The 25265-nt window shown below is 62.8% G+C and carries 29 protein-coding genes; 12 read left to right on the top strand and 17 right to left on the bottom strand.

Going from position 1 to position 25265, the window contains the following annotated elements:
* Positions 1-132 precede the first annotated feature (132 nt).
* The gene (locus JQ600_RS22845) at positions 133-345 is read right to left on the bottom strand and encodes a hypothetical protein (RefSeq protein ID WP_212390566.1); all 213 of its coding nucleotides are present in this window, start codon (positions 343-345) and stop codon (positions 133-135) included.
* A gap of 267 nt (positions 346-612) precedes the next feature.
* Between JQ600_RS22845 and JQ600_RS22840 the strand changes: the two genes are divergently transcribed.
* Complete coding sequence (locus tag JQ600_RS22840) at positions 613-816, top strand: hypothetical protein (RefSeq protein WP_212390565.1); 204 nt, start codon at positions 613-615, stop codon at positions 814-816.
* A 1147-nt stretch (positions 817-1963) separates the two neighbouring features.
* Complete coding sequence (locus JQ600_RS22835; RefSeq protein ID WP_212392102.1) at positions 1964-2221, top strand: hypothetical protein; 258 nt, start codon at positions 1964-1966, stop codon at positions 2219-2221.
* A 45-nt stretch (positions 2222-2266) separates the two neighbouring features.
* Here the strand turns inward: JQ600_RS22835 and JQ600_RS22830 are convergent, their stop codons facing one another.
* Positions 2267-3124 carry a PCC domain-containing protein gene (locus JQ600_RS22830; protein WP_212392131.1) on the bottom strand — a complete coding sequence of 286 codons (858 nt, stop codon included), beginning with the start codon at positions 3122-3124 and terminating at the stop codon, positions 2267-2269.
* Positions 3125-3159: 35 nt separating this feature from the next.
* A complete protein-coding gene (locus JQ600_RS22825; protein ID WP_212490105.1) occupies positions 3160-4824 on the bottom strand; it encodes an acyl-CoA synthetase in 1665 nt (554 codons plus the stop codon).
* Positions 4825-5037: 213 nt separating this feature from the next.
* Between JQ600_RS22825 and JQ600_RS37265 the strand changes: the two genes are divergently transcribed.
* A complete protein-coding gene (locus JQ600_RS37265) occupies positions 5038-5166 on the top strand; it encodes a hypothetical protein (RefSeq protein WP_283813479.1) in 129 nt (42 codons plus the stop codon).
* 113 nt (positions 5167-5279) lie between these two features.
* Here JQ600_RS37265 and JQ600_RS22820 read toward each other — a convergent pair whose 3' ends face one another.
* Positions 5280-5684 (bottom strand): SPW repeat protein, encoded by a 405-nt coding sequence (locus tag JQ600_RS22820; RefSeq protein WP_212392104.1) that lies wholly within the window; start codon positions 5682-5684, stop codon positions 5280-5282.
* Between the two features lie 144 nt (positions 5685-5828).
* On the bottom strand, positions 5829-6773 hold the full coding sequence (locus JQ600_RS22815; RefSeq protein ID WP_212392105.1) for a tetratricopeptide repeat protein: 945 nt from the start codon (positions 6771-6773) through the stop codon (positions 5829-5831).
* Between the two features lie 98 nt (positions 6774-6871).
* Here JQ600_RS22815 and JQ600_RS22810 point away from each other — a divergent pair, with 98 nt between their 5' ends.
* Complete coding sequence (locus tag JQ600_RS22810) at positions 6872-7141, top strand: GNAT family N-acetyltransferase (protein ID WP_212269953.1); 270 nt, start codon at positions 6872-6874, stop codon at positions 7139-7141.
* Between the two features lie 132 nt (positions 7142-7273).
* Here the strand turns inward: JQ600_RS22810 and JQ600_RS22805 are convergent, their stop codons facing one another.
* On the bottom strand, positions 7274-8062 hold the full coding sequence (locus JQ600_RS22805) for a fumarylacetoacetate hydrolase family protein (protein ID WP_212392106.1): 789 nt from the start codon (positions 8060-8062) through the stop codon (positions 7274-7276).
* Between the two features lie 187 nt (positions 8063-8249).
* Here JQ600_RS22805 and JQ600_RS22800 point away from each other — a divergent pair, with 187 nt between their 5' ends.
* Positions 8250-8414, top strand: coding sequence for a DUF1127 domain-containing protein (locus JQ600_RS22800; RefSeq protein ID WP_212269951.1), 165 nt, complete (start codon positions 8250-8252; stop codon positions 8412-8414).
* A gap of 81 nt (positions 8415-8495) precedes the next feature.
* Here JQ600_RS22800 and JQ600_RS22795 read toward each other — a convergent pair whose 3' ends face one another.
* The gene (locus JQ600_RS22795; protein WP_192739852.1) at positions 8496-8870 is read right to left on the bottom strand and encodes a DUF3597 domain-containing protein; all 375 of its coding nucleotides are present in this window, start codon (positions 8868-8870) and stop codon (positions 8496-8498) included.
* 292 nt (positions 8871-9162) lie between these two features.
* Between JQ600_RS22795 and JQ600_RS22790 the strand changes: the two genes are divergently transcribed.
* Together JQ600_RS22790 and JQ600_RS22785 are read left to right on the top strand one after the other, a co-directional pair.
* Positions 9163-10092 carry a DUF2189 domain-containing protein gene (locus JQ600_RS22790; protein WP_212490104.1) on the top strand — a complete coding sequence of 310 codons (930 nt, stop codon included), beginning with the start codon at positions 9163-9165 and terminating at the stop codon, positions 10090-10092.
* Between the two features lie 275 nt (positions 10093-10367).
* A complete protein-coding gene (locus tag JQ600_RS22785) occupies positions 10368-11183 on the top strand; it encodes a lytic transglycosylase domain-containing protein (protein WP_212269949.1) in 816 nt (271 codons plus the stop codon).
* 57 nt (positions 11184-11240) lie between these two features.
* On the opposite strand, the gene JQ600_RS22780 is transcribed toward JQ600_RS22785, so the two are convergent.
* Positions 11241-11504, bottom strand: a complete 264-nt coding sequence (locus JQ600_RS22780; RefSeq protein WP_192739849.1) for a hypothetical protein — start codon at positions 11502-11504, stop codon at positions 11241-11243.
* An 840-nt stretch (positions 11505-12344) separates the two neighbouring features.
* Here JQ600_RS22780 and JQ600_RS22775 point away from each other — a divergent pair.
* The 3 genes from JQ600_RS22775 (at position 12345) to JQ600_RS22765 (ending at position 15195) form a co-directional block, all read left to right on the top strand.
* On the top strand, positions 12345-12497 hold the full coding sequence (locus tag JQ600_RS22775) for a DUF1127 domain-containing protein (protein ID WP_016846063.1): 153 nt from the start codon (positions 12345-12347) through the stop codon (positions 12495-12497).
* A 135-nt stretch (positions 12498-12632) separates the two neighbouring features.
* Positions 12633-14066, top strand: a complete 1434-nt coding sequence (gene trmFO / locus JQ600_RS22770; protein ID WP_212392108.1) for a methylenetetrahydrofolate--tRNA-(uracil(54)-C(5))-methyltransferase (FADH(2)-oxidizing) TrmFO — start codon at positions 12633-12635, stop codon at positions 14064-14066.
* Positions 14067-14070: 4 nt separating this feature from the next.
* Positions 14071-15195, top strand: a complete 1125-nt coding sequence (locus JQ600_RS22765) for a serine/threonine protein kinase (protein WP_212392109.1) — start codon at positions 14071-14073, stop codon at positions 15193-15195.
* On the opposite strand, the gene JQ600_RS22760 is transcribed toward JQ600_RS22765, so the two are convergent.
* From JQ600_RS22760 to yajC, 5 genes are all read right to left on the bottom strand, one after another.
* Positions 15192-16055, bottom strand: a complete 864-nt coding sequence (locus JQ600_RS22760; RefSeq protein ID WP_212392110.1) for a phytoene/squalene synthase family protein — start codon at positions 16053-16055, stop codon at positions 15192-15194. The genes JQ600_RS22765 and JQ600_RS22760 overlap by 4 nt on opposite strands.
* Positions 16052-16447: an Mth938-like domain-containing protein gene (locus JQ600_RS22755; protein WP_212392111.1), complete on the bottom strand. Its 396-nt coding sequence runs from the start codon at positions 16445-16447 to the stop codon at positions 16052-16054. Before JQ600_RS22755 ends, JQ600_RS22760 begins: the two co-directional genes overlap by 4 nt.
* A gap of 45 nt (positions 16448-16492) precedes the next feature.
* Complete coding sequence (secF, locus tag JQ600_RS22750; protein ID WP_212269943.1) at positions 16493-17494, bottom strand: protein translocase subunit SecF; 1002 nt, start codon at positions 17492-17494, stop codon at positions 16493-16495.
* A 122-nt stretch (positions 17495-17616) separates the two neighbouring features.
* Positions 17617-19221, bottom strand: coding sequence for a protein translocase subunit SecD (gene secD / locus JQ600_RS22745; RefSeq protein WP_212392112.1), 1605 nt, complete (start codon positions 19219-19221; stop codon positions 17617-17619).
* Positions 19222-19260: 39 nt separating this feature from the next.
* Positions 19261-19626: a preprotein translocase subunit YajC gene (gene yajC, locus JQ600_RS22740; RefSeq protein WP_192739505.1), complete on the bottom strand. Its 366-nt coding sequence runs from the start codon at positions 19624-19626 to the stop codon at positions 19261-19263.
* Between the two features lie 178 nt (positions 19627-19804).
* Between yajC and JQ600_RS22735 the strand changes: the two genes are divergently transcribed.
* Positions 19805-20776 (top strand): ATP-binding protein, encoded by a 972-nt coding sequence (locus tag JQ600_RS22735; RefSeq protein ID WP_212392113.1) that lies wholly within the window; start codon positions 19805-19807, stop codon positions 20774-20776.
* A gap of 174 nt (positions 20777-20950) precedes the next feature.
* Here JQ600_RS22735 and JQ600_RS22730 read toward each other — a convergent pair whose 3' ends face one another.
* Both JQ600_RS22730 and JQ600_RS22725 read right to left on the bottom strand, forming a co-directional pair.
* Positions 20951-22333: a peptidoglycan DD-metalloendopeptidase family protein gene (locus tag JQ600_RS22730; RefSeq protein ID WP_212392114.1), complete on the bottom strand. Its 1383-nt coding sequence runs from the start codon at positions 22331-22333 to the stop codon at positions 20951-20953.
* Between the two features lie 110 nt (positions 22334-22443).
* Positions 22444-23088 (bottom strand): protein-L-isoaspartate(D-aspartate) O-methyltransferase, encoded by a 645-nt coding sequence (locus JQ600_RS22725; RefSeq protein ID WP_409363352.1) that lies wholly within the window; start codon positions 23086-23088, stop codon positions 22444-22446.
* 256 nt (positions 23089-23344) lie between these two features.
* On the opposite strand from JQ600_RS22725, the gene JQ600_RS22720 reads away from it, so the two are divergent.
* Positions 23345-23722 carry a response regulator gene (locus tag JQ600_RS22720; RefSeq protein WP_212269939.1) on the top strand — a complete coding sequence of 126 codons (378 nt, stop codon included), beginning with the start codon at positions 23345-23347 and terminating at the stop codon, positions 23720-23722.
* 173 nt (positions 23723-23895) lie between these two features.
* Here JQ600_RS22720 and surE read toward each other — a convergent pair whose 3' ends face one another.
* Together surE and JQ600_RS22710 are read right to left on the bottom strand one after the other, a co-directional pair.
* Positions 23896-24663, bottom strand: a complete 768-nt coding sequence (gene surE, locus JQ600_RS22715; protein WP_212269938.1) for a 5'/3'-nucleotidase SurE — start codon at positions 24661-24663, stop codon at positions 23896-23898.
* 91 nt (positions 24664-24754) lie between these two features.
* On the bottom strand, positions 24755-25261 hold the full coding sequence (locus tag JQ600_RS22710) for a hypothetical protein (protein WP_212392115.1): 507 nt from the start codon (positions 25259-25261) through the stop codon (positions 24755-24757).
* Positions 25262-25265: the final 4 nt, after the last annotated feature.

Genomic DNA, 25265 nt, shown 5'->3' with positions numbered 1-25265 from the left:
CGCGCAGGCGCGCGGCGGCGTTATGGCAACGCATTTTCATACCAAAGGAGGCTGGTTTGTGGCGCCGCCGAAACGCGCGGCGTATTCCACCTGGAGGCACCGCCCGTGCGCAATACACCTCGCTGTTGCGCCCTACTTCTCCCGCTTCTCCAGCGACGCCGCGATCCGTTCAAGAAACCTATTCATCCGCCGGGTCTCCGCGACCTGCTGCTCGTAAAGCTCGATCATGGTCGAGCCGGACGATCCGCGCGCCTGCATGCCGTTGCGGCGCGCGAACCAGAACCACACGGCGATCGCCGCCAGGAACGGCAACCATGTGACCAGCGAAGATATCCATTCATTCATGACAAGCGTCTCCGACTTCATTCTCACGGGGCTATTGAGAGCGGCAGCACACCACGGCGGCGGCTTGGTCTAAAGGCTCGCTCACATGTTCCCTTAGTCGCGGTCGGCAGGCTCAAGTTCACCCGGTGTGCAACGGGAGCTTTTGCCCCAGAACGCAGCCCCGCCAGTTCTCGAATGTGCCCGAAGTCACGGAGCGGCGCGACCGCATCGCGTAGCCCTTATCATCGCGGCGGGAATGGTCTCGCCAGAGACAAAGAGGGGAATGACATGGCCAATCTGAACAACGACATTCGCGAACTCGCAACGGACGAACTGAACGGCGTCAGCGGCGGACGGTCCGACCTTGGTCAGCAACTTCAGCTCGCGCTTCAGGAAGCGAACAACATCTATACGCGGACATCGAAGGCCCAGTCGGACATGAGCTCAAAATGGTCCCAGACCCTCGACGGCATCGCCCAGAATTTGAAGTAACAGGCGCTCTGAAGGCCTGCTCTGTCGGCGGTCTCCTCAGGTAGTTTCGTAGCGCGCATGAGCGCAGCGAGATGCGGGAAAGACGAGACCCGGATATCGCGTTGCTCATCCGGGCTACGGGCTCTCTCCGTCATTGCGAGCGCAGCGAAGCAATCCATATTGCGCCAGGCCGAGGCTTGGATTGCTTCGCTCCGCTCGCAATGACTGGCTGCGACAAATCAACCCGTCGGGCACATCAGTTCTGATTTACGGAATTTGTGTCAAGTCCTAAATTTCCGAAAATCAAAAATATTTCCCTTTCCTTCGACCCAAATCACCGGCACATTCTTGCCATCCCGTCCCACTCAGAGGGGCGTCGGCCGTCGTCACGACGAGGGACGGGTTGCGGTGGACGCTGATGTTGCGATTGACGGTCGCGGCTGATGCGTACGGCGAAAGCGCGTGGTCCTGGCGCCCGTAACGGCGTCAAGTCTTTCGGGAGCCAACGCTTCCGAGGGGCGACGGTGGCAATAGAGGCCGTCTCACCGGGGAGAGCGCGTTATAAGCCGTAAAGCCATTGCGCAGGGAATGTCGGATGTTCTCCGCTGCCCTGTATGCTCGTGTGCAGCTTTCTTTGCACTATTCGCACACGAGACCGCGGGTGCAGCGCGCATCCGGCATTCCCTGCGCCCTCTGAATTCTGGGGGCGGAAGATTTCGAGCAAGCCTCGGGCGCAATGTGCCGCGAGAATGCGAAGCTATTCCCGCGTCGTCCCGGCGAAGGCCGGGACCCATAACCCCAGGGAGTAGTTTTGCGGAAGGTCTCTGCTATCGAGCCACTATTGAGAGATCACGCGGTATGGGTCCCGGCCTTCGCCGGGACGACAGCAACATATATCTGAATGATCGTCTCTGTTTGAAATGTGAATCAGAACCTCGCGCACGAGATGCACGCCATCTGCATCTCTCACCCAGCAAAAAGGTTCAGGACAAACCCACAACGTTCGATCTCGTCCGTGATCCAACTCACACATGATGCCGATTGCTCCGTGAACCCATGGAACTTTTCCCGCCACCAACCTCCCGCAAACAGGACGCCAGCAATCCAGCGAGCGGCCGTTGTGAAAACGCCCACGCGACAATCGCGCCGGGCCAACAGAGGAAGTGTCATGAAGAAGTTCGTACTCATCGCTGCCGCTGCCGCCGCGCTTGCCGTGTCCGCAGCCTCCCCGGCCAGTGCCCTCACCATCATCAAGCCCGGCGTTGTCGGCGGTGGCCACCACCACAGCCACGGCTGGTGGGGTGGCGGATTGTCGATCGGCCTGATCGGCGACACCGGCTACGCCAGCGATTGCTACTACGCGCGTCGCACCGCGTTCGTCCCCGGCATCGGCTACGTCGCCAAGCGCCAGCTGGTCTGCTACTAAACGTCGTTCAGGTGGGAGGCTGGATTACCAGCCTTCCCACGCTGATCAGAGCACTTCGAGCACCAGCTCCATTGTCATCAACACCGGATTGTCGCCGCGCATCAGCCGGCCTTCGGCGATGCCGCCGAGATAATCCACCAGCGCGATATCAAGCGTCGCCTCCAGCGTACCGTCGGCGGTTGACGCGATGGTGCCCGAACGGATCGCAAGCTCGGTCGCGAACGGTACGACGGATCGGCCATCGGTGAACTGCGCGCCGATCGTGCTGCCGACCCCGCCATGAATGCGAGCGTGAAAGATTCCGTGCTGCCGGCAAAAGGCTTCCAGCGCGCACGCGAAATCCTGGTTCGGCCGCAAGCGCAGCGCAAAGGCCCGGCTCGTGGTGTCGGCACCAGTCGCCTCGCGCGGCACCGGCCCGAACAATTTGAAATTGGTCTCGCTATCCACCTCGGCGGTAAAGACAGCGCCATCGATCCCGAACGCTTCCACCGCGAACGGCTCGGCGACGATACTCTCCTCGGGCAGGATATGGCCGCCATGCAGGTCGCCATCGGTCTCGGTCCACAGGCCGTGGCAGTGGAAGAACGGCGCGCCGTCGCGCTCGCCAAGAGTCATCGCCGCGAACTTCAGCTGCGTGACGCCTTCGGACCGGAAGGTGTCGCTGTAGAACGCGGCATTGGCGCCGGTCTTCGACAGCGCCGGCATCACATAGGCAAACGGCCCGAGCGCCCCGCCCCGCATGCTCAGCACGCCGCCGGCAAATCCGGCCTCGGCAAAGCCGCGGCGCGCGGCTTCCAGCAGCGGCAGGCCGGCCTCGAGCGTGAACGAGAAGGCGCGGCCGCGCGCCTCGACCCACTGGATGCGTTCAGGGTTCGGAGGACCAGGCTGGACGATGCTTCGCATCGCCTCGGGCGCCGGCCGATTTGCCTTCGCCGCCGTCATCGTGGCGCGTCTTCCCTGGTAAGGTCGAGCAGCCCGCGCGCCTCGAGTTCGTCGCGCACCAGCCGCTTGGGAATCTTGCCGTAGCCGGACTTCGGCAGCGCCTCCCAGAAGAAAAACCGCTTCGGCATCTTGTAGCGCGGCACCTTCGGCGACAGGAACGCGGCCAGTTCCGCCTCGCTCACCGCAGCGGCGCCCTCGCGCGGGACGCAGACGGCAACGCCTACCTCGCCCCAGAACGGGTCGGGCACCCCAAGCACGGCGACCTCGCCGATCCCGGGATGGGTCAAAATCTTCTCCTCGACCTCGCGCGGATAGATGTTGGAGCCGCCCGAGATGTACATGTCGGAGGCGCGGCCGGTGATGTAGACAAAACCTTCCTCGTCCATATGGCCAAGATCGCCGGTGCGGAACCAGCCGTCGCGAAACGCCTTCGCGTTGGCATCGGGGTTGTCGTAATAGCCGGCGAACACGGCGGGGCCGATCACGCAGATCTCGCCGGTCTCGAAAGCTTTAAGTTCGCGCCCGTCATCGCCCTGGATCGAGACCTGCATGCCGGTGCGCTCGAAGCCGCAGGTGCCGATCCGCGCATGCGGGCTATCCTCGGGATCATGCAGATTGGCCGGCATGACCGTGATGTTGCCGGTGACTTCGCCGAGCCCGAAATACTGCACCAGAACCTTGCCCAACTTGTTCAGCGCGGCCTTCTGGTCCTCGCGGTACATCGGCGCCCCCGCATAGATGATGAAGCGGAGCGAGGAATGGTCGTAGCGGTCGACCGCGGGATGCTCGACCATCATTTTCAAAATGGTCGGCACCGTAAAAATGTTGCTGACGCGATGCGCCTCGATCAGCCGGAACGCCTCGTTGATGTCGAATTTTTCCGACGGCAGCAGGATGGTCGGCACCCCGCGCGCGGCCTGCACCAACTGGTGCACGCCGGCGCCATGCGACAACGGCGCCACCACCAGCGAGGCGTCCTGCTCGGTGGTGCCGGGCATCAGGTCGGCGAGATGGTTGGTGACCACAAAGGCCATTTGGCCGTGGGTCAGCACCGCCGCCTTGGACCGTCCCGTCGTGCCGGAGGTGAAGAAGAACCAGCAGGGGTCGTTGTAGTCGACCGCGGCATTGGCAAAACTCTCGCCCGCATGCGCCGCAATGGCGGCGCTCACCGACTTCTCGCCAAAGGCGCCCTCGCCGATCCGCCAGATGAACTCCAGCGCCGGGTTGGCGGCCGCGGCGGCATGCTCCGGGAAATCGCCGTGGCACAAAAACCCCTTGGCGCCGGAGGCGGTGGCGAGATAGGCGACCTCGTCCGGCATCAGGCGGAAATTGGTCGGCACCCAGACCACGCCGAGCCGGAACGCGGCGAACATCGACCAGAACATCTCGTCGCAATTTTTGGAATGCACCAGCAGCCGGTCGCCCTTGGCGAGGCCGCGTTCGGCAAGCGCCGCCGCCAGCGCCGAGACGGCGCGGTCGATCTCGCGCCAGGTCCAGGTCCGGTCGCCGTAGATAAAGCCGGTGCGATCGCCATGGCGGCGGGCGTTCTGGGTCACCAGATGCGCCAGATTCATCACCCGGTTCGACATCCGTGCCAGGCCTCCGCGCGGCGCGGCTGTGGTTGCGGTTGCGGTTGCGGCTGCGGTTGCGGTTCCCGTCATGTCGGCACCGCCGCACTGCACAAGCCAAGCAAAATCATCATCGTTACGCTTCTCAAACCTGATCTGAACGTCCCCGGCCGGACGTTAGCAGAAAGCCCGGCCTCTGCCAGCGCGTCCAGGCGTCCCGATGCTGGTTCAGGCTGCGTGGTTATAGACGCGGCTCAAGGGCTGGCTCATGGTGCCCCCAGCCAAAAACGCCGCTGGGAGATCATGATGGCCAATGAAAAAGGCCCGAACATCAAAAAGAAGCAGAAATGCAAGAATTGCGAGGGCAAGGGCCTGGTGAAGAAGGGCGACAACGTCGTGAAATGCCAGCGCTGCAAGGGGACCGGCGTGCGCTGACCTCCCGATTTCCTGAACCGGAGCCGTGGGCCGATCCGGCAGTTACTGGCCGCCCCACCTCGCCGAAGACCAACGGACCTGCCGCTCACAGACCGGCAGGTCCGTGGCAAGATTTACTGCGGATGGTTGGCGAGTTCCTGGTCGCTCAGGCGCCAATCCTGCCACAGCTGAAGCGCGCCGAGCAGAGCCACGATTGCGCCGAGTATCGCGTGCCAGGCCGGTAGAAACGCGTCGCCGGAATAGCCGAAAATCCACGGTGAAGCGATCAGCCAGAGTCCGAGGACGATCTCCGCCACCTCCTCCCAGCGCTGCAATGCGACATATTCCAGCTGGGCGAGGCCGAATACCAGCATGCCGACCACGAACGTGTTGAGGATCATGGTGCTGCGATCGGCGGTCATGACCTCGTTGGCCGGCTGCAGGGGAAACCAGGGCGACACCACGATCAACACGCCAAGCAGCATGCCGAACCAGTCCTCCCACGATCGATGCTTACTGAAGAAACGAAAGTCCGACATGTAAACCTCCCATTGAAAAGAGGCATACGTCAGCGGCCGGCCATACCTGACATTTCCGATCTCGAACCACATCCGGCCGCATCGGGGCGTATGTCTTGCAAAAGACGTAGGTACACCCTAACCGGTTGCAAGACCACGAACCATCTATTGGACTGCGCCAAGTTGCTGCAGGCCTTCACGGGCCGTGCGCAGGCTGGGCTTGATCTCCAGGGCTTTGCGGAAATCCGCAATCGCTCCCGCCTTGTTGCCCAGCCGCATCTTGGCCTGGCCGCGGTTATTCCAGGAATAGGCGTCGGCCGGATCGTATTGCAACGCCTTGTCGTAATCGGCAATGCCGCGCTTGGTATCGCCCTGGTACAGCCGGATCATGCCGCGGTTGCGCCAGCCCCGCGCATCGGTCGGTGCGATTTTCGCCGCCGCGCCGTAATCGGCGGCGGCACGCTCCAGTTGCTCGGTATCGCGGTAGACATTGCCGCGGTTGATATAGGCCAGCACGTCCGGCTTCAGCTTGAACTGCACGCTGTAGTCGGCGATCGCACGGGCCGTGTCGCGCTTGCGATGATGGAGATAGCCGCGATTGCCATAGGCGATGGCGAGCGACGGGTTGTGTTTGATGGCGGCGTCGAAGTCGGTCAGCGCGCGATCGAGGTCGCCTTTGCCGAACCAGGCGTCGCCGCGGTTGTTGTAGGCCAAGGCGAAGGTCGGATCGATGCGGAGCGCCGCGTCATAGTCTGCCATGGCGTGATCGAGATCGCGCTTGAAGGCATAGACCCGTCCGCGATTGGAATAGGCACAGGCATAGTCCGGATCGAGCTTGATCGCCTCATTGAGATCGGCCATGGCGGCGTCGAGCTCACGCTTCTCGGTAAAGCCATGGCCGCGGTTGCAATAGGCGCCGGCGAGCCTCTTGCCGGTCTCGGTCTTGCCATCGATCACGACGCTGCAGGCCGTCACCCTCTCATTCGGCGCGCTCGTCGTGCCGGTGCAGGCCTGCCAGTTCCGGTCGCCTTCGGCGGATGCGGCAGGCGGTTGCGCGAACGTCAGGGATGCGCCCAGCAGCGAAACGGTCAGGCAGGTCAAAATTCGCATGTTGTCACCCCGGCAAGCGATTTTCCCGTTGGTCGCTCGTTTGCATCACGGGGTTCACATGCCTAGATGATTGAGGTGAACCGCATGGGAACCCCTCGATGGCCGTCCGCGACAACAAAGCCCAAAACCGCTTCGAACTCGATGTTGAGGGTGCGGTAGCGTTTGCGAATTATCGGCTGACCCCGTCGGCTGTTATCATCACCCATACCGAAACTCCGAGGGCGCTGCGCGGCCGCGGCATTGCCTCCGAACTGGTCAAGGGTGCGCTGGAATTGATCCGCGCCGACGGCCACAAGGTGATCGCCGGCTGCGGTTTTGTTGTCGACTATCTGCACAAGAATCCGCAGTTCGCCGATTTGACGGGGTAATCCCTTGTCGTCCCGGCGAACGCCAGGACGCATAACCACCGGCCGTCCTTATCGCGAAAGGTATCAACCACAACCTATCAAAATCGAGAAGCTGCGGCGTATGGGTCCCGGCCTTCGCCGGGACGACAACATCTACACAATCTTGATCGACATATCCGGCAGCCCTTCGAGCTTGCACAGCAGCACATCACCCTTCACGACCGGACCGACATTTTCCGGCGTGCCGGAATAGATGATGTCGCCAGCCTTCAGCTCGAAGGCATCAGACAATTTGGCGATCTGCTCGGCGACACTCCAGATCATGTTCTGCAGGTTGGAGTTCTGCTTGACGGCGCCGTTCAGCGCCAGCGAGATTGCGCCCTTGGTGAAATGGCCGGTCTTGGCGGCGGGGTGGATCGGGCCGAGCACCGCAGAACGGTCAAAGCTCTTGCCGATCTCCCAGGGCTTCTTCTCGTCGCCCAACGCGCGCTGCAGATCGCGCCGGGTCATGTCGAGCCCGAGCGCATAGCCATAGACGTGATCGAGCGCCTTCTCCGCAGGGATGTTGGTGCCGCCCGACTTGAGCGCTGCCACCAGTTCGACCTCGTAGTGATAGTTCTTGGTCAGCGAGGGATAGGGATGATCGGCGACACTGCCGACCGCGACGTTCTGGATTGCATCCGTCGGCTTCTGGAAAAAAAACGGCGGTTCGCGGGTCGGGTCGGACCCCATTTCACGCGCATGCGCGGCGTAGTTGCGCCCGATGCAGTAGATGCGGCGGACCTGAAACACGTCGGTCTCGCCGACGATCGGAATGGTCGTCGCCGGTACCGGAAACATCGACTTCGGGCCGGCCTGCGCAGCGGCGGGAACGCTTGCCGCCGCCCCCGCCAATGCGAGCGCTCCCGTCGTTAGAATGGTCCTGCGGTCGAGGCTGTTCATGATGGTCTCCTTGGTTCGCGTTTCTTGGGTCCGCGTTTCCTGTTCAAACGCCGTCTTTACAGCGTTTTCGCACAAATTGCATGGCACCTGCGCTTTGCTGCATTGCAGTGAACCGCGTCGCCGCAGCTTGCGACCAACGGCCATCAGCACCGCAAAGGTGCCTCTCACATCCCGATAGGAAAAGACCATGTTGATCTCTCTGATTGCCGCCATCAGGCGATACGCCCGCTACCGCTCCGAACTCACAAGCATCAGCCGGCTTGACGAGCGTATGCTCCGCGACATCGGCATCAGCCGCGCCGACCTTGCTAACTCCGCCCCGCGCTACACCGGGCGCCGGCCGTATCCCTGAACGATCGTTCTCGCGCGCATCCCAAAAGAAAGAAGGCCCGCGTCACCGCGGGCCTTTTGCCTGTTGATCAGAACGAAAGCGTCAGTGAATTTCCGGCGGCAGCTTGCCGCCATTTGCGGCTAACTTGGTCATCACCTGCTTGTGCAGCCAGATGTTCATGCTCGCCGAATCATTGCTGTCGCCGGTATAGCCGAGTTCCTTGGCGAGTTCCTTGCGCGCCGTGAAGCTCGAATCGATGTCGAGCGCCTTCATCAGATCGACGATCGAGGTGCGCCACGCCAGCTTCTCGCCCTTGTCAGCCACGGCCTTGTCCAGGATCGGAGCAACATCGATCGTTGCCGCCGGTGCTGCGGATCCGCCGGCGGCAGCTCCGCCTGCAGCCGCTCCGCCGGAAGCTGGCGCCGCGTCTGCCTTCGTACCGAAAATCGCGCCCATGATTTTTCCGAAAATGCTCATCGTTGGCTCCCAGTGGAATTGAATAGGTATGTCGCTAGCGGCACTGTTTGACCGGCAGCACCAGGCCGGGCTCGCCTTGTAGTTTAGCCAGCGAATTGTGGCTTGCCAATGAAACATTCACCGAAGCGTGAGTGCTATTGTCCCGGTTTGGGGGTACGCTGCTGGCTCAGTTCGCGGCATGGCCTGTTATTCTTCCCTGTCTTCGCGTCTGGCCTGATCGTGATCATGTTTGGAAACGGCACGTTTGCGCCCTCCAGCGAGCGCAAAATGCGGCCGCCAAAGGGAGACGACCATGGCGACTCCAATTCAAGGCACCTCATATCAAGGCAATGTCACATCTCTGACGCAGAGCGGACAGGAAACCGCGAAAGCGCCAGTGATCCGAACCATCGACCTTTCCGATTTGCACCGGGCCTTGCAGCTCGGCTGGGAGGATTTCAAGGCCGTTCCAAGTCACGCCATTGTCCTGTGCGTGATCTATCCCGTGCTCGGATTGGTGCTGGCGCGCACGGTGCTCGGTTACTCGGTGTTGCCGCTGTTGTTTCCGCTGGCCGCAGGCTTCGCCCTGCTCGGCCCCTTCGCTGCACTGGGCCTGTATGAGATGAGCCGCCGTCGTGAGACTGGCGCACAGGCGTCTGCGTGGGATGCGCTCCAGGTGCTGCGCTCGCCCTCGTTCGGCGCCATGCTCGGGCTCGGCGTCCTCCTGCTGGCATTGTTTGTGACCTGGGTAGCCACCGCGCAGGCGATCTACATCGCGGCGTTCGGTTATGAAGGCGCGACCGGCATGCGGGATTTCGCGACGCGCGTGCTGACGACGCCGCAAGGCTGGTGGCTGATCGTGGTCGGCTGTGGCGTCGGCTTCCTGTTCGCCATCGTTGCGCTCTGCATCAGCGTCGTATCGTTCCCGTTGATGCTCGATCGTCACGCCGGCGCCGGCGACGCGATGGTGACGTCCCTGCGCGCGGTCGCACGAAATCCCGTGCCGATGGCGGTCTGGGGTTTGATCGTGGCGGTGCTGCTGGTTGCAGGAACGCTGCCGTTCTTCCTTGGCCTTGCCGTCGTCATTCCACTGCTTGGCCACGCCACCTGGCATCTCTACCGGGAAACCATTGAACCGGAACTCAATCCTCAGCCGCTTCCACCCCGCGCGCCGCGCGAGCGCAAGCCCGCGGCGGACTTCCCGGCCAATCTATTTCCCTGGCGGCGCAAGGAAGGCGCATAGGCCTTACAGCGGGTAGCGAGATCTCAAACCGCCGGTCGGTTGTCGACCGGCGGTTTGGCGTCCATTCATGCAAGCATCGCGCAAGACCAACCTAGGCCGCCCCACGGCCTCGGCCTTCGGGTTCAGAATTGCCTATGAATTGAGCGCCTGTGCCGATGACACGTTTGTGTCAGCGCCGGCGAAATGGCGGCCTTGTTTTGGCCGCTGTTGCTCCGAACATTCGGTGTGGTCGAGACTAATGTCGATCATGAATCGACTTTGGAGCGAACGACACTATGACCTCTCGCGTTTCTGTTCGGACTTTGGCGCTGGCTGCACTCCTCCTGACTTCGGCAAGCCCATCGATTGCAGCATCCTGTGGCACCGGCACGTTTGAGGGCTGGCTCGAAGACTTCAAGAAGGAAGCCGCCGCGAAAGGAATTTCGCCGGCGGCCATTCAAACCGGACTGACCGGTGTGGCGCTCGACAAGGCCGTCATTACGCGGGACCATTCGCAGAAGGTTTTCAGCCAGAGCTTTGAGGAATTTTCCGGCCGCATGGTCCCGCCCCGGCTCGCGCGCGGCGCCAACATGCTCAAGCAATATGGATCGGTGCTCGGGCGCATCGAACAGGCCTATGGCGTGCCCGGCGAAGTGCTGGTGGCAATCTGGGGCCTGGAGACCGATTACGGCGTCAACATCGGAAAATTCCCGACGCTGCGCTCGCTGGCGACGCTGGCCTATGATTGCCGTCGCACCGACTTGTTCAAGGCCGAGTTGATGGACGCGCTCCGCATCGTCGAGCGCGGCGATATCTCACCACAGGATATGCGCGGCGCCTGGGCCGGTGAAATCGGCCAGACCCAGTTCATGCCGTCGTCCTACATCAAGTATGCGGTCGATTTCGACGGCAATGGCCGCCGCGATCTGCTGCGCAGTGCGCCCGATGTGCTGGCCTCGACGGCGAACTACCTCAAGAGCTATGGCTGGCAGCGCGGCAAGGACTGGGAGCCCGGCAGCGCGAATTTTGCCGTGATCCAGCAGTGGAATAAGAGCGAGGTCTATTCCAAGACCATCGGCTATTTCGCGACGCAGCTTGCGCGCGCGCCCTGAAGGATCGGGAAATCGGAGGGCCAGGCACCGAGGCAACAGGCCCTCCGCCGGATACGTCTACTTCGCCGTACCTATGTGCATCGCCTTGCTCAGATGCGCGCCGCATACGCCCATCTTGCCGCTCAGCATGGCGTCCTGAGCCAGGGCGATTTCCTTCTGCGCGACAATCTTGCCCTCGCCGTCCGCCATCGCTTCGATGGCGGTCTCGGTCTTTTCGAGGTTGGGACCGCTGCAGCCGGCGTTCACCTTGGCGGCGTTTGCGGGAGCGATGGCGTAGGCAATGGCAGCCATTGCGGCTGCTGCGATTAATTTATTGAGCATGTTGTTTTCCGTTTTCTGTTTTTGACAGCACCAGCGTCATTGCCGGAATCTGCGCGATGATTGTTTTCCGGTTGCAGAAAATTTCGGAATAACGTTCGCGCGAGGTGCTGAGCGCAGCATGCAAGGCGCTTATGCGAAACTACGCTTTTTCATTACGGCTGCGTAATTCATTACAGCCGCGTAACGACGCGGCGCAGCATGCGCGTTGATCGATCCAGCGCTGCAGTGAGCGTTCGTTCTCGCCACGGTGCGTGCAACACCGGTGACGATGACCAACGCATCTTGGCGCGGTGTCGCATTCACATCGCGATCGGTTGTTCGCACCGTCTTCGTCTAGCGCCAGGAGAGCTGTCGTCACCCGCGATCGGCGCAAAGTTCGCCAGCCGAAGCACGACACCGGCGGCGACCCTGCCTTGGGCCGTCGCGGTACGCGTGGTGCGGTCCGCAGGCAATATAGTGATTTTTAATTCATTTCTATACTGCGGAGTGCATGCGAATCACGCATGCAGAAATTCCTTACGCAGAGAGACGGGCTCGACGAGTTTCAAGTCCGTTTGCGGCGATTTCAGACCACGGAACCAAGCAGTGATGGTTGTGTCGTGATTGCGTCAACGCCGCGATCTTACAGGATAATTCGTATCAATTGACTGGCCAGACACCCCTTCGGCCACTTGATGAGGCAGCCCTGCCGAAAGGTTAATCGGATCTTACCTTAGCCATGCGCTTTTGGATTAGCTGCACCGCAACATCGGAACTTCTGCACTGCAAAATACCAGCTATATTCATTTCAACGATGAGGCTTTCCTCCAAGAGCTGAATCGTAATTTCAAGGAGACTACCATGTTACTCTCGCTCATCCGCATGATCCAGGCGTTCCGGGACTATCAGCGCAATGTCAGCGAACTGTCCCAGCTTAGCGATCGCGAACTGGCCGATATTGGCCTTGATCGTTCGGACATTCCGCGCGTTGCAGCCGGGACCTATAACGGCTGATCCTTTGTCAGCCGCCTGACGAACGGATAACGCCCGCCTCGCTGCGGGCGTTGTCGTATCTGAGTCTGGATTCCTGTTTTGAAAACGCCATTGCCGCAGGTGCACTTGGCGAGAAAACGCGCTAACCCTGCGCGCATGACCGCAGCCCAGAATCCAACTAACACCGTCCATGTGATCGGCGGTGGCCTCGCCGGCTCGGAAGCCGCCTGGCAGATCGCAAATGCCGGCATCCCCGTGGTCCTGCACGAGATGCGCCCTGTGCGGATGACCGAGGCCCATCAAACCGAAGGCCTTGCCGAGCTCGTCTGCTCCAATTCATTCCGCTCCGACGATGCCGCCAACAATGCGGTGGGCCTGCTGCACGCCGAAATGCGCCGGCTGGGCTCGCTGATCATGCGCTCGGCAGACGCCAACCAGGTGCCCGCCGGCGGCGCGCTGGCGGTTGATCGCGACGGATTTTCGGCCGCCGTCACCCGTGCCCTGCACGATCATCCCCTGATCGAGATCGACCGCACGGAAATCGCCGGACTGCCGCCGGCCGACTGGGGCAATGTGATCGTCGCGACCGGCCCCCTCACCTCGGCGCCGCTGGCGGACGCGATTCGCGAGCTCACCGACGAGAACGCGCTGGCGTTCTTCGACGCCATCGCGCCGATCGTGCACAAGGATTCCATCGACATGTCGGTGGCCTGGTTCCAGTCGCGCTACGACAAGGTCGGGCCCGGCGGCACCGGCGCCGATTACATCAACTGCCCGATGACCAAGGAGCAGTACGACGCGTTCGTCGCTGATCTGTTGGCCGGCGAGAAGGTCGACTTCAAGGACTGGGAGACCAACACCCCCTATTTCGACGGCTGCCTGCCGGTCGAAGTGATGGCCGAACGCGGCCACGAGACGCTGCGCCACGGGCCGATGAAGCCGGTCGGCCTCACCAATCCGCATAACCCGACGGTGAAGGCCTACGCCATCGTGCAGCTGCGCCAGGACAACAAGCTCGGCACGCTCTACAACATCGTCGGCTTCCAGACCAAGCTGAAGCACGGCGCGCAGCAGCGCGTTTTCCGCACCATCCCCGGGCTCGAGGGGGCCGAATTCGCCCGCCTCGGCGGGCTGCATCGCAACACCTTCCTGAACTCGCCAAAACTTCTGGACGGCCAATTGCGGCTGCGCGCGCAGCCGCGGCTGCGTTTCGCAGGCCAGATGACCGGCTGCGAAGGCTATGTGGAATCCGCCAGCATCGGCCTGATCGCCGGGCTCTATGCCGCGGCGGATGCGCGCGCGCAGTCGCTGGCGCCGCCGCCGGCAACGACAGCGCTGGGATCCCTGCTTGGCCACATCACCGGCGGTCACATCGAGACGGTCGACGCAGGTCCGCGTTCGTTCCAGCCGATGAACATCAATTTCGGCCTGTTCCCGCCGCTTGCCAGTCCGCCGACCAAGAAGCCGGACGGCACACGGCTGCGCGGCAACGAGAAGACGGTCGCCAAGAAGCAGGCGATGAGCGCGCGGGCGCTGGCCGATCTCGACCGCTGGATCGCCGATCACCTGCGCGTCGCAGCGGCGGCGTAGGATCATGGCTTTGCCAAAGGATGACGCCGCGATTCTGTCGGCGCGATGGACCGAAGGCGTGCTGCTGAAGCGCGACGTGTTTTCGACCGTCGAGCGCGGGCGCTTCAAAAGCGACGCCGGCGAGGTCGATGCGGTGTTGCGCCGGCTCGATCAGGTGCCGGTATGGTCTTATCTCCTCGCCCGACATTTGTTCGCCCGCGAGCGCCGCGCGCTGGCGCTGGCGCGCGACCTGAATGTCGGCCCGAAGCTGCTGTGGGCCGGCCGGCAGGCACTGGTGCGCGGCTTCATCGATGGCGTCGCGCTGCAGATGGCCAAGCCCCACGGCGACCTCGGCTATTTCCGCTCGGCCAAGCTGGCGCTTCGAAAGCTGCATCGCGCCGGCATCTGCCATAACGATCTCGCCAAGGAGCAGAACTGGCTGCGCGGCAGCGACGGGCAGGCCTATCTCACCGATTTCCAGCTGGCCGCCTGCTTCAAGAGCCGCAGCCGGCTGTTTCGCATCGCGGCCTACGAGGATCTGCGGCACCTCTTGAAACACAAGCGCAGCTACGCGCCTGCAGCGCTGACGCCGATGGAACGCAAGATCCTGGCGCGCAAATCCGTCGTCGCCAGCGTCTGGCTGATGACCGGCAAGAAGGTCTATCAGGCCATCACCCGCGGCCTGTTCAATTTCACCGATCGGGAGGGCGGCGGCCGTCGCCTGGTCAATGACGCGCCCGTGCTGATCGAGATGATCCGGAAGAACCCCGACGTGCGCGACACGGCGATCGTCGCCTTTGCTGACCGCCGCACCGGCGTCGGGCTCTATGCGTTCGTCGAGGCCGATCAAGTCTCGCTCGAAAAGCAGCTGCGCAGCGAGCTTTCCTCCGCCAAGGGCGTCAAACCGCCGGAGCATATCCAGGTCGTGCACGCGCTGCCGCGCGACAGCGCCGGCAAGCCTCGCACCGAGATCCTGCAGCTTGTCGCGATGAACCAGCTCGACCTGATCGAGCCGATGATGAAGAACGACACCGACCGCGCTTTCCTGAAGGACATTCTGGAGAGCCGCAAGAATTTGCGGGACCGGTTCAATTTCGAGGCGGCGGATATAGATTCGCCGTCGGGCGCATCTACGCGAGCAAACTCCTAACCGCCGAACTCCGGCGACCGCGACGCGCGCCACAGCGTCCACAGCGTCCGCAATCGCGACGTGGTCTTAGGCACGAACGGATCGGAATCGGCCCGCGACATCCGCTTCAGGTCGCGGCGGACCAGCGCCAGCGGCAGGAATACCGGCCTCACCTCCGGCGGCACGCTGGCGAGCAGTTCGAAGGCGGTTTCCAGATGCTCCCGCGCCTCGCCGATCAGCTGGTCGATCGCCGCACGCGCCTGCGGCGTCTGCTTGCCAGTAAACACCTCTTCCACGCCGCTGCCGTGTTGCTGCAGCAATTGCAGCGGCAGGAACAGCTGGCGCCGCGCCGCATCCCACGGCAACTTCTCGATCACCTGCACCAGGCCCTGGGCGAAACCGGCGTGGCGCGCGAGGTGATCGACCGCTTCCGAAGGCCGCGCCGCGATACGCCCGGCCAGCGAAAACAGCGCCGACGAGGTGTCGTTGATGTAGCCTTCGAGTGCCGCCATTGACGGCATCGGGTCGTTGTAGAGATCGAACTGGTGTTCGTCGATCAGGCGGGACAGCGGGTCGACCGGCAGGCGGTTGTCGCGGATCACCTGCAGCAGTTCGGCCGCGACCGGGTTGCCTTCGATGCCGCCATGGCCCGCGCCGGCCAGCATGTCGGTCCACCATTGCAGCCGCATCTCGCCGGGCAGCGGCTGGCTGACCTGCTCGCGCACCCGCGAAATCTCCGCGTTAAAAGCGTAGATCGCGAGCAGCGCGCGGCGCTGGGCAGCCGGCATGAACAACGTCGACGCGTAGCGGACGAAATCATGGGTGCGCACCAGGTCGGCGCAGAAGCCGGCGGAATCCCTAGGTGCCTCGCTTGCGCTCATGGCACCGCGATCAGCGCGGCGGCAACGCGCCGGCGCTCACCCATCATGATGTTGTAGGTGCGGATCGCCGGCCCGGTCTGCATCGGGTCCAGCACCACCCGCACAGCACGCAACGCCTCGCGCAAATGTTTGGGCGGAATCCAGACGTCGGTGCCGGTGCCGACGACCAGGGTGTCGATCGCATTGGCTGACTTGAAGACGCGCGCCAGCGAGTGCTCATCGATTTCGCTGGGCTTTGTAACATCCCAGGCCCAGATGCCGTCCGGCAGGCACAGCAGCGAACCGCGATGCGACATGTCGGCAAACGCAAAACCGCCCTTGCCGTAGGCCTCGATCGGCGCCGACCTCGGAAAATGCGGTACGTCCGAGGAAGGTTTGTTTTGATCTGGCATGATCTTGTCCGAAAGCCGGCTCCCACTTTTCGGGATCATGCCCGCCTACTTCTTTGCAGGCTTCTCCGGCGCGTCGCGGTGCTCGCCGACGCCGAGATAGATCAGGATCGGCGCCGCGATGAAGATCGAGGTGTAGGTGCCGACCAGCACGACGCCGAACATCATGACCGCCGTGAAGCTGTGGATCGCGTGCCCGCCGAACAACAGCAGCGCCAGCAAGGCCAGCGTCACCGTGACGTGGGTGATGATCGAGCGCGACAGCGTCGAATTGATGGATTCATTGAGCAGTTGCGGCATCGGCATCTTCTTGTAACGCCGCAGCATTTCCCGGATCCGGTCATAGATCACGACCGTGTCGTTCAGGGAGTAGCCGAGAATCGTCAAGAGCGCCGCGATACTGGTGAGGTCGAAATCGACCTGGGTGAGCGACATGAAGCCGATCGTCAGCACGATGTCGTGGACGTTGGCGATCATGGCGCCGAGCGCGAACTGCCATTCGAACCGGAACCAGAGATAGATCAGGATCGCGAAGATCGCGAGCATCAGGCCGAGCATGCCGTAAGCCAGCAATTCGCCTGAAACGCGAGGTCCAACCACTTCGACGCGGCGATACTCCACGCTGTCGCCGAGGGCGGTGCGGACTTTCGTCACCGCATCCTGCTGCGCCTTGTCGCCGCCGGGCTGCTCGGCAACCCGGATCAGGACGTCGGCCGGACCACCAAACTGCTGAAGCTGCACCTCGCCGAGGCCGAGATTGCTCAAGGTCGCACGCATCGTGGCGATGTCGGCGGAGCCCGACTTGGACTGCACCTCCAGCAACGTTCCGCCCTTGAAGTCGATGCCGAAATTCAGGCCGTGGGTGAAGAACAGGATGATCGCCACGATCGAAAGCGCCGCCGAGATCGGAAAGCTGATACGGCGAAAGCGCGTGAAATCGAAATGCGTATCGTCGGGGACGATCCGCAGCGGCGGCAGCAGATCGAATATGGCGACCACGGTAAGCACGGCAATCAGAATGCCCAGCCCGATGAGGACGTATTGTGTCAAAGCTGGCTCCGCATTGTCAGCACGAACATGATCCAGCGTAGCTGGATCATGTTCGTCGCTCTATTTCTGTTTGGAAGCATGATCTGTTCCGAAAACCGGTGTCCACTTTTCGGGATCATGCTTCAGATTGGCACGGTCTTCGGCCGCTTCCATCGTACCCAGCCGGCGACGATCAGGCTGGTCAGGGTAAACGCGGTGAACACGGTGGTGATGATGCCGATGCCGAGTGTCACGGCGAAGCCGCGCACCGGCCCGGTGCCGATATAGAACAGCACCGCGGCGGCGATGAAGGTCGTGATGTTGGAGTCGAGAATGGTCGACAGCGCGCGCCTGAAGCCGGCGTCGATCGCCGAAATCGCGGTGCGGCCGCCGCGCAACTCTTCGCGGATGCGCTCGTAGATCAGCACGTTGGAGTCGACAGCGATACCGACCGTGAGCACGATGCCGGCGATGCCCGGCAACGTCAGCGTGGCGTTCAGCAGCGACAGGATGCCGAAGATCATGGCGACGTTGATGGCGACCGCGATATTGGCGAACACGCCAAACAGCCGGTACGTCACCAGCATGAACACGATGACCAGGATCGACCCGACATAGGCCGCAAGCTCGCCCTTCTCGATCGAATCCTGACCGAGGCCCGGACCGACGGTGCGTTCCTCGATGATGGTCAGCGGCGCAGGCAGCGCGCCGGCGCGGAGCAGAATCGCCAGGTCGTTGGCGGCCTGCACCGTAAAGTTACCGGATATCTGTCCGGAGCCGCCAGTGATCGGTTCCTGGATGACCGGCGCCGAGATCACCTTGCCGTCCAGCACGATCGCGAACGGTTCCTTGACGTGTTCTGTTGTCGCCGCCGCGAACTTCCGTGATCCGGAGCTGTTGAACTTGAACGAAACGATCGGCTGGTTGGTGCGCTGGTCGAAGCCCGGCTGGGCGTCTATCAGGTCGCCGCCCGAGACGAGCACCTGCTTCTTGATCACATAGGGCTGCGGATACTGCGGGTCGGCGCTGGGCAGCAACTCCGAGTCCGGCGGTACGCTCCCCCGTTGCGCCTGGTCCGGCGGCACCGTCAGATCGACCATCCGGAATTCCATCTTGGCGGTCTTGCCAAGAATGTCCTTCAGTCGCGTCGGATCTTGCAGGCCCGGCACCTGCACCAGGATGCGGTCGATGCCCTGACGCTGGATCAAGGGTTCGACCGTTCCAAGTTCGTTGACGCGGCGCTCGACGATCTGGATCGATTGTTCGACCGACTGGCGGATGCGCTCCGTGACCGCGGCCGGAGGGACTGTCAGCCGGATCACCCCACCGCCACCGTCAGCGACCTCGAGGCCACGCTGGCCGCTCGACCCTAATAGGCCGCCAAGCGGTTGCGACAGTTCGCGCAGTTTGGTCAGCGCGGTCGGCACATCGGTGTCTTTGGTGATGCGCACTTCGACGACATCGGCACGGGCACTGAGGCCGGTATACTGGATCTTGGCCTCACGCAGCACACGGCGGACGTCGTCGCGCACCTGGTCGAGCTTTTCCTTCTTGACGTAATTGGAGTCGACTTCCAGCAGCAGCGACGAGCCACCCTGCAAGTCGAGGCCGAGCACGATGTGGCGCTGCGCCCATTTCGGCCAGGTCTTTACCTTGGCCTCGGGGAAGAAATTCGGAACGGCGCACAGGCACACCACCAAGGCGGTCAGAATGATCGCCAGCGCCTTCCACCGCGTGAAATACAACATCGAGTTGACCCGTCAGATCAGGAGTATGCAGAGCGCAAATCAGCTCGCGGACGTCTCGTCCTTGGCGGTTTCGGCCTTTTCCTTGGCCGGCTCCCCCTTGGCGCGAACGCCGGAGATCATCTGCCGCATCTGGCGCACGCGAACTCCGTCGGAAATCTCGAACTCGATCTGGTCGTCGTCGACAACCTTGGTCACCTTGCCGACCAGGCCGCCGGAGGTCACGACGGTGTCGCCGCGCCGGATGTTTTTCACCAGTTCGGCATGGTCCCTGATCTTCTTCTGCTGCGGGCGCAGAATCAGGAAGTACATGATGACGAAGATCAGTGCGAACGGCAGTAGCGACATCAACATGCTGTTGGCATCGCCACCGGCTGCAGCCTGGGCGTACGCAGGGGTAATCAGCATTCGAACAATCCTCGTGAGACGGGAAACGACCGGCGACGCAAGCGTCTGGCCGGTCCGGGCAAATTCGCGCGGACTATAGCGGCGGCCGTCCCAATTGCAACGCTGCCAGCCCCCTCATTTAGGCCGCTTGCGGGAGCTTCCAAGGCCCGTTATGGCTGCGCGGTCAGGAACAGGGAAAATGTCGAAAAAGCCCAAGAAAACAGCGGCTCGCGCCACCTTCAAAGCAGCCCCGCGGAGGACTGCGAAATCCGCGACAAAACGTCCGGCAGCCCCCTCCAAAGACGCCACCGCCGAGCGCATCGCGGACGCGCTGGAGGCCATCGCGAACCACCTTTCCGCGGCCTCCCCGGCGACCTCGGGGCCTGAGTCGTTCGGGGCTGCGGACGCCTTCGTCTGGCACCCGGACGGGCGGCTGGCGCCGGTGCCGCGCGTCAGCCGGGTCGACCTCGGGTTGCTCAAGGGCATCGACCGGATGCGCGACATCCTGATCGAGAATACCGAGCGGTTTGCCGACGGCCTGCCCGCCAACAACGCACTGCTGTGGGGCGCGCGCGGCATGGGCAAGTCGTCGCTGGTCAAGGCCGCGCATGCCGACATCAACCTCAAGCGCAAGCCGGCCGAAAAACTCAAGCTGATCGAAATCCATCGCGAGGATATCGAGAGCCTGCCGGGCCTGATGGACCGGGTGCGCAGCTCTTCATTCCGCTTCATCGTGTTTTGCGACGACCTCTCCTTCGACGGCAACGACGCCTCCTACAAATCGCTGAAGGCGGTCCTCGAAGGCGGCATCGAGGGACGCCCGGACAATGTGATCCTCTACGCCACCTCGAACCGCCGGCACCTTCTGGCGCGCGAAATGATCGAGAACGAACGCTCGACCGCGATCAATCCCGGTGAAGCGGTCGAGGAAAAGGTCTCGCTGTCGGACCGCTTTGGTCTGTGGCTCGGCTTCCACCGCTGCAGCCAGGACGAATATCTGGCGATGGTCCGCGGCTATTGCGGCCATTACGGCATCAAGCTTGCCGATGAGGAACTGGAGCGCGAAGCACTGGAATGGTCGACGACACGCGGCTCACGTTCGGGGCGCGTCGCCTGGCAGTTCACGCAGGAGCTGGCGGGACGGCTGGGTGTGCGGCTGACGGAGAAATAGTTCGTTACGCGCAAACAGCACACGACTGTCGTCCTCCGCAAAAGCGGGGGACCCAGTACGCCGCAGCCTCTCGGCTCAATCACGCGTCTCTGGAATACTGGATCACCCGCTCCAGTGCGCAATTGCGCACAAGGCGGGCGACGACAGTTCTGGATGTGGACGCTCTTGAGCGCCTCACGCCCCGTTCAGGAATTGAAGCGGGTCAACCGGTGAAGATCCTTTGCGGATCTCGAAGTGGAGTTGCGGCGACCCCACCTCACCCGATTGGCCCGACTTGGCAATGATCTGGCCGCGCTTGATCGTGTCGCCGCGCTTCACCATCAGCTCACTCGCATGGGCATATGCGGTGACGTAACCGTTGGAGTGCCGAACCAGAATGAGATTGCCGTAACCCTTCAATTCATTGCCCGAGTAGGCGACGACGCCGTCTTCGGCAGCCTTCACCGGGGTACCTTCCGGCACCGCCAGATTGATGCCGTCATTGGCCTTGCCGTTGGTCTTGGCGCCGTAGGTCGTGATGACCTTGCCGCGTACCGGCCAGCGGAAGGTCGGCAGCGCGCCAGTGGCTTCGCTGGACTTGACCGCCGGCGCTTCGGCCGCCGGTTTTTCCTCGACATTGACGGTCGACTGCGCCAGGCGCGCGCTTTGCGGCTGTGCGGCGGGTGTCAACGGCTTGGCGGCAGGCGCTGCGACCGCTGCGACTTGCTGCACCGGTGCAACCGGCTGCGCCGCAGGTGCGGCGGCGGTCTTGGCGCCGGGCACGGTCAGCTTCATGCCGAGGCTGAGCTTGGCCGATGTGTCGAGGTTGTTGGCCTTGGCGAGATCCGCCACCGGAAGGTTGTTGCGGCGTGCAATGCTCATCAACGTATCGCCGCGATTGACGACGTGTACGCTCGACGGCCCTGCCACGGCCGCGACCGGCTTGCTGACCGGCGGCGCTACCGCCGGCGCGGGCGCGGCGGCGACGGCCTGGCGCGGGATGATCAGTTGCTGGCCGGGCGATAGCGCGCGCGGTCCCTTGTAACCATTGGCCTGCAGGATCGCGGCCGGCGAAACGTTGTAGCGCTTGGCCAGGATGTCGAGCGTGTCGCTGGTACCGACGATGATCGTGGTGCCGCCATGTGCGGGCGCAGCGGCAACCGAGCGCGGCGCAACGGTGGCGGTGGTCTCAAGCTTGGGTTGACCCGGCGGGGTATAGGACGAAAGCCCGCGGCCTCCTCCCGACACGCCGTTGCCTGCGGCCTGATAGGACCGCGGCGCCGTGACCACGGGCGGCGGTGGCGGCAAGGCCGACGACTGGTATTGCGACTGATACTGCGGAGCCTGGGCTTGCGGCCGCGCATATTGCGGCAGTTCGCGACGCTCGACCTGGGGCGCCGGCGCCTGCTGCACCGTACCGGTCGCGTCCGGCTGATAGTTGAACGGGTTTGATAAAGTGTTTTGGGACAAGCGCGTCTGCATATCGGCGCTGCAGCCGGCAAAGCCAACCGACATCAGCGTCAGCACCGCAATCTGCGGCATGCGACGCGAGCGAAGTAACTCGGCGACACGGGACATGGTTACTCACTTGTACGCAACAAAATACTCTTTTGAGTAAACACGTCCCGAGTAAATAACCGCTTAACCCTTCAAATAAGATGTTGGCGGAAACCGCCAATCCCGTGCTTCTACAGTTCGCGGGCAATTCCCGGCAGTGCCGGCACGAAGCGCACGTCGACCAGCGCCTTGCGATCGAACCCTGCGTCAGTCCTCGTGACGCGCACCAGCGTCTGGACGCCCTGATGCGGCCCCACCGGCGCGAGCAGGATGCCGCCCGGCTCCAGCCGCGCCAGCAGCTGTTCGGGAATTTGCTCCATTGCCGCGGTCACGATGATGCGGTCGAAATCCCCCGCACCAGCAGGGATATCGAAACCGTCGCCAAGCAGGACCTCGATATTGTCGTAGCCCAGCTTTTCCAGCCGGGCGCGCGCGCTGTCGGCCAGCGTCCGGTACCGCTCCATGGTCAGGACATGCTTGCAAAGCCGGGACAGGACCGCGGCCTGGTAACCGGAGCCGGTGCCGATCTCGAGCACCTTGTGTTGCTTCTGCAGCTGCAATTGCTCGGTCATGTAGGCGACCACGAAGGGCTGGCTGATGGTTTGCCCGCAGGCGATGCCGAGCGCGCTGTCGCGATAGGCATGGCCGCGATCGGCAGCGGTCACGAACGTCTCGCGCGGCACCTCTTCCATGGTGCGCAGGATGGTCTGGTCGCTGATCCCCCGCCGCCGCAGGGTCAGCTGGAACATCATCTTTTCGGGCGGTTCTTGCGACATTAGCGACTCAAGGGTCACGGCTGGCCATTCATCTAGTGCTTCGGCAGAGATTGGATGCAATAGCCACCAGAGCTTTAAGGAAGAATTTCCTCAAAAATGGGTTCCGATCGCGGAACCAGGGTCCGGAAGCAGCGTTAGAGCCCGGAAAATCGGACTCTTGACGGGTGGGCCGCAGGCCTTGGCCTATCCCATCTTGTCGTTGCGCCGACTGGTGTTATTTGCGAACCTTGAGCTCGGGAAGGGCAAGGATTCCATCATGATGGCGACGCGGCCGCAGGGCTGTTCAGTGTTTCTCGTCGAAGACGAAGTCATGATCCGGATGATGGTGGCCGACATGCTCGAAGAGCTCGGCTACAGCGTCGCCGCCGAGGCCGGCGAAATCGGCGAAGCCGTCAAGCTCGCCCAATCGACCGACTTCGATCTCGCCATCCTCGACGTCAACGTCAACGGCAAGGTGATCACGCCGGTGGCCGAACTGATCAAGGCGCGCAACCGCCCGTTCATTTTCGCGACTGGCTACGGTTCCTCCGGCCTGCCCGAGGAATATCGCGACCGCCCGGCCCTGCAAAAACCGTTTCAGCTGGAAACGCTGGCGCAGATGATCAACAGCGCGCTGAAGAGCGCTGCGGCTTAGCCGCATATAACCGCTGTCGTCCCGGCGAAGGCCGGGACCCATACGCCGCGTCCCATCGTTTGCCCCGGGCAGCAAATACCAAGCGTCACAATCATCGCCGGTGTTTATGGGTCCCGGCCCCCCGTGCGCAATTGCGCACCAGGCCGGGACGACGACGGAGGACTGCCTTCGTCTCACTTCAACGTCGTCGTCAGTGCTTCCGAAAACGCTTCATCGGTGCGGTCGAGCCGCAGCGGCGTCACTGAGACGTAGCGCGCGGCCAATGCGGCGAGATCGGTGCCTTCGGCCGGCGTGTCCAGCACCGCGGCGCGTTCGAAGCCGATCCAGAAATAGGGGTTGCCGCGGCCGTCGTGACGCTCGTCGACTTTCAGGAAACCGAGATTGCGCTTGCCCTGCCGCGTGACGCGGATGCCCTTGACCTGGTCGGGGGTGCAGGCCGGAAAGTTGACGTTGATCACGGTGTTCTTGGGCACGCCGGCGTCGATCACCTTGCGCACGATATCCGGTCCGAATTTCACCGCCGTGTCCCACAGCGGCGCGTGGCGCGTGTCGATGGAAAATTCTTGGCTCAGCGCGAATGACGGGATGCCCAGAATGGTGCCTTCCAGCGCGCCCGCAATGGTGCCGGAATAGACCACGTCCTCGGCGACGTTGCGGCCCTTGTTGACGCCCGACAGCACGAGGTCCGGCAGCTTCTCACCGAGGATGTGGCGCGCGCCCATGATCACGCAATCGGTCGGCGTGCCACGCACCGCAAAATGGCGCGGGCCGACTTCACGCAGCCGCAGCGGATCGTTCAGCGACAGCGAATGCGAGACGCCGGATTGATCGAGTTCGGGCGCCACGATCCAGACGTCGTCCGACAGCGCGCGGGCGATCTCCTCGACGACCTTCAGACCGGGAGCGTGAATGCCGTCGTCATTGGTGCAGAGAATGCGCATCCGTCAAAATGCCTTCTGGTTCGAGTCGAGGCCGGTTTCCGGGCGCCGTATTATCCGGCTATCGCCGCCGAGGCAAACCGCCAAAATACCGTCACTCTTTCATTCGGACCCGCCAGGGACGAATGAACTTGCCATAACCTAGAAACTGCATCTGAAATTTTCCCAGCGCCGATTTTGCCGGCTCGATCATTTCAGCCTCTTGCGGCAGCGGTTCTGCAGGCGTCGTGATAACCCGCTTGATCGATGTGATAACCGGAGCCGCTACGATGGGCGGAGCGGATGCAACTGATGTCAACGGTGGAACGGGCTGAGCCTCCGGAACGGCCGCCAATGCGGCCGGCTGCGCTGGGGTGGCCGCCGCCGGCGGCGACGTCACGCTGCCCGGAGGAAACCGCTTTCGCGCCACCTCGAGCCCCTTGTCGAAATCCGCGACGTTGAGCCATTCCTTTGCGCGCGTGGTTTCGATCAGCGCCTCGTCCCACAATTGCGGGACCTCGATATCAAAGAAGCCCTTCAGCTTCTGGTCGATCAACTGCATCCCGAGGCCGGTGACAGCCCATTGCCGGCCGATCCAATGGATGTCGCGATGCAGGGCCATTTTC

Source organism: Bradyrhizobium sp. AUGA SZCCT0176, from assembly GCF_018130145.1.
GTDB lineage: Bacteria > Pseudomonadota > Alphaproteobacteria > Rhizobiales > Xanthobacteraceae > Bradyrhizobium.
Note: the sequence above shows the minus strand (reverse complement) of the source record. Positions and strands in the feature narration are given on the sequence as shown.

Coding starts and splice junctions, on each gene's coding strand:
- JQ600_RS22845 (WP_212390566.1), bottom strand. CDS start 345: ATGAATGAATGGATATCTTCGCTGGTCACATGGTTGCCGTTCCTGGCG.
- JQ600_RS22840 (WP_212390565.1), top strand. CDS start 613: ATGGCCAATCTGAACAACGACATTCGCGAACTCGCAACGGACGAACTG.
- JQ600_RS22835 (WP_212392102.1), top strand. CDS start 1,964: ATGAAGAAGTTCGTACTCATCGCTGCCGCTGCCGCCGCGCTTGCCGTG.
- JQ600_RS22830 (WP_212392131.1), bottom strand. CDS start 3,124: ATGCGAAGCATCGTCCAGCCTGGTCCTCCGAACCCTGAACGCATCCAG.
- JQ600_RS22825 (WP_212490105.1), bottom strand. CDS start 4,824: ATGACGGGAACCGCAACCGCAGCCGCAACCGCAACCGCAACCACAGCC.
- JQ600_RS37265 (WP_283813479.1), top strand. CDS start 5,038: ATGGCCAATGAAAAAGGCCCGAACATCAAAAAGAAGCAGAAATGCAAG.
- JQ600_RS22820 (WP_212392104.1), bottom strand. CDS start 5,684: ATGTCGGACTTTCGTTTCTTCAGTAAGCATCGATCGTGGGAGGACTGG.
- JQ600_RS22815 (WP_212392105.1), bottom strand. CDS start 6,773: ATGCGAATTTTGACCTGCCTGACCGTTTCGCTGCTGGGCGCATCCCTG.
- JQ600_RS22810 (WP_212269953.1), top strand. CDS start 6,872: ATGGCCGTCCGCGACAACAAAGCCCAAAACCGCTTCGAACTCGATGTT.
- JQ600_RS22805 (WP_212392106.1), bottom strand. CDS start 8,062: ATGAACAGCCTCGACCGCAGGACCATTCTAACGACGGGAGCGCTCGCA.
- JQ600_RS22800 (WP_212269951.1), top strand. CDS start 8,250: ATGTTGATCTCTCTGATTGCCGCCATCAGGCGATACGCCCGCTACCGC.
- JQ600_RS22795 (WP_192739852.1), bottom strand. CDS start 8,870: ATGAGCATTTTCGGAAAAATCATGGGCGCGATTTTCGGTACGAAGGCA.
- JQ600_RS22790 (WP_212490104.1), top strand. CDS start 9,163: ATGGCGACTCCAATTCAAGGCACCTCATATCAAGGCAATGTCACATCT.
- JQ600_RS22785 (WP_212269949.1), top strand. CDS start 10,368: ATGACCTCTCGCGTTTCTGTTCGGACTTTGGCGCTGGCTGCACTCCTC.
- JQ600_RS22780 (WP_192739849.1), bottom strand. CDS start 11,504: ATGCTCAATAAATTAATCGCAGCAGCCGCAATGGCTGCCATTGCCTAC.
- JQ600_RS22775 (WP_016846063.1), top strand. CDS start 12,345: ATGTTACTCTCGCTCATCCGCATGATCCAGGCGTTCCGGGACTATCAG.
- trmFO (WP_212392108.1), top strand. CDS start 12,633: ATGACCGCAGCCCAGAATCCAACTAACACCGTCCATGTGATCGGCGGT.
- JQ600_RS22765 (WP_212392109.1), top strand. CDS start 14,071: ATGGCTTTGCCAAAGGATGACGCCGCGATTCTGTCGGCGCGATGGACC.
- JQ600_RS22760 (WP_212392110.1), bottom strand. CDS start 16,055: ATGAGCGCAAGCGAGGCACCTAGGGATTCCGCCGGCTTCTGCGCCGAC.
- JQ600_RS22755 (WP_212392111.1), bottom strand. CDS start 16,447: ATGCCAGATCAAAACAAACCTTCCTCGGACGTACCGCATTTTCCGAGG.
- secD (WP_212392112.1), bottom strand. CDS start 19,221: ATGTTGTATTTCACGCGGTGGAAGGCGCTGGCGATCATTCTGACCGCC.
- yajC (WP_192739505.1), bottom strand. CDS start 19,626: ATGCTGATTACCCCTGCGTACGCCCAGGCTGCAGCCGGTGGCGATGCC.
- JQ600_RS22735 (WP_212392113.1), top strand. CDS start 19,805: ATGTCGAAAAAGCCCAAGAAAACAGCGGCTCGCGCCACCTTCAAAGCA.
- JQ600_RS22730 (WP_212392114.1), bottom strand. CDS start 22,333: ATGTCCCGTGTCGCCGAGTTACTTCGCTCGCGTCGCATGCCGCAGATT.
- JQ600_RS22725 (WP_409363352.1), bottom strand. CDS start 23,088: ATGTCGCAAGAACCGCCCGAAAAGATGATGTTCCAGCTGACCCTGCGG.
- JQ600_RS22720 (WP_212269939.1), top strand. CDS start 23,345: ATGATGGCGACGCGGCCGCAGGGCTGTTCAGTGTTTCTCGTCGAAGAC.
- surE (WP_212269938.1), bottom strand. CDS start 24,663: ATGCGCATTCTCTGCACCAATGACGACGGCATTCACGCTCCCGGTCTG.
- JQ600_RS22710 (WP_212392115.1), bottom strand. CDS start 25,261: ATGGCCCTGCATCGCGACATCCATTGGATCGGCCGGCAATGGGCTGTC.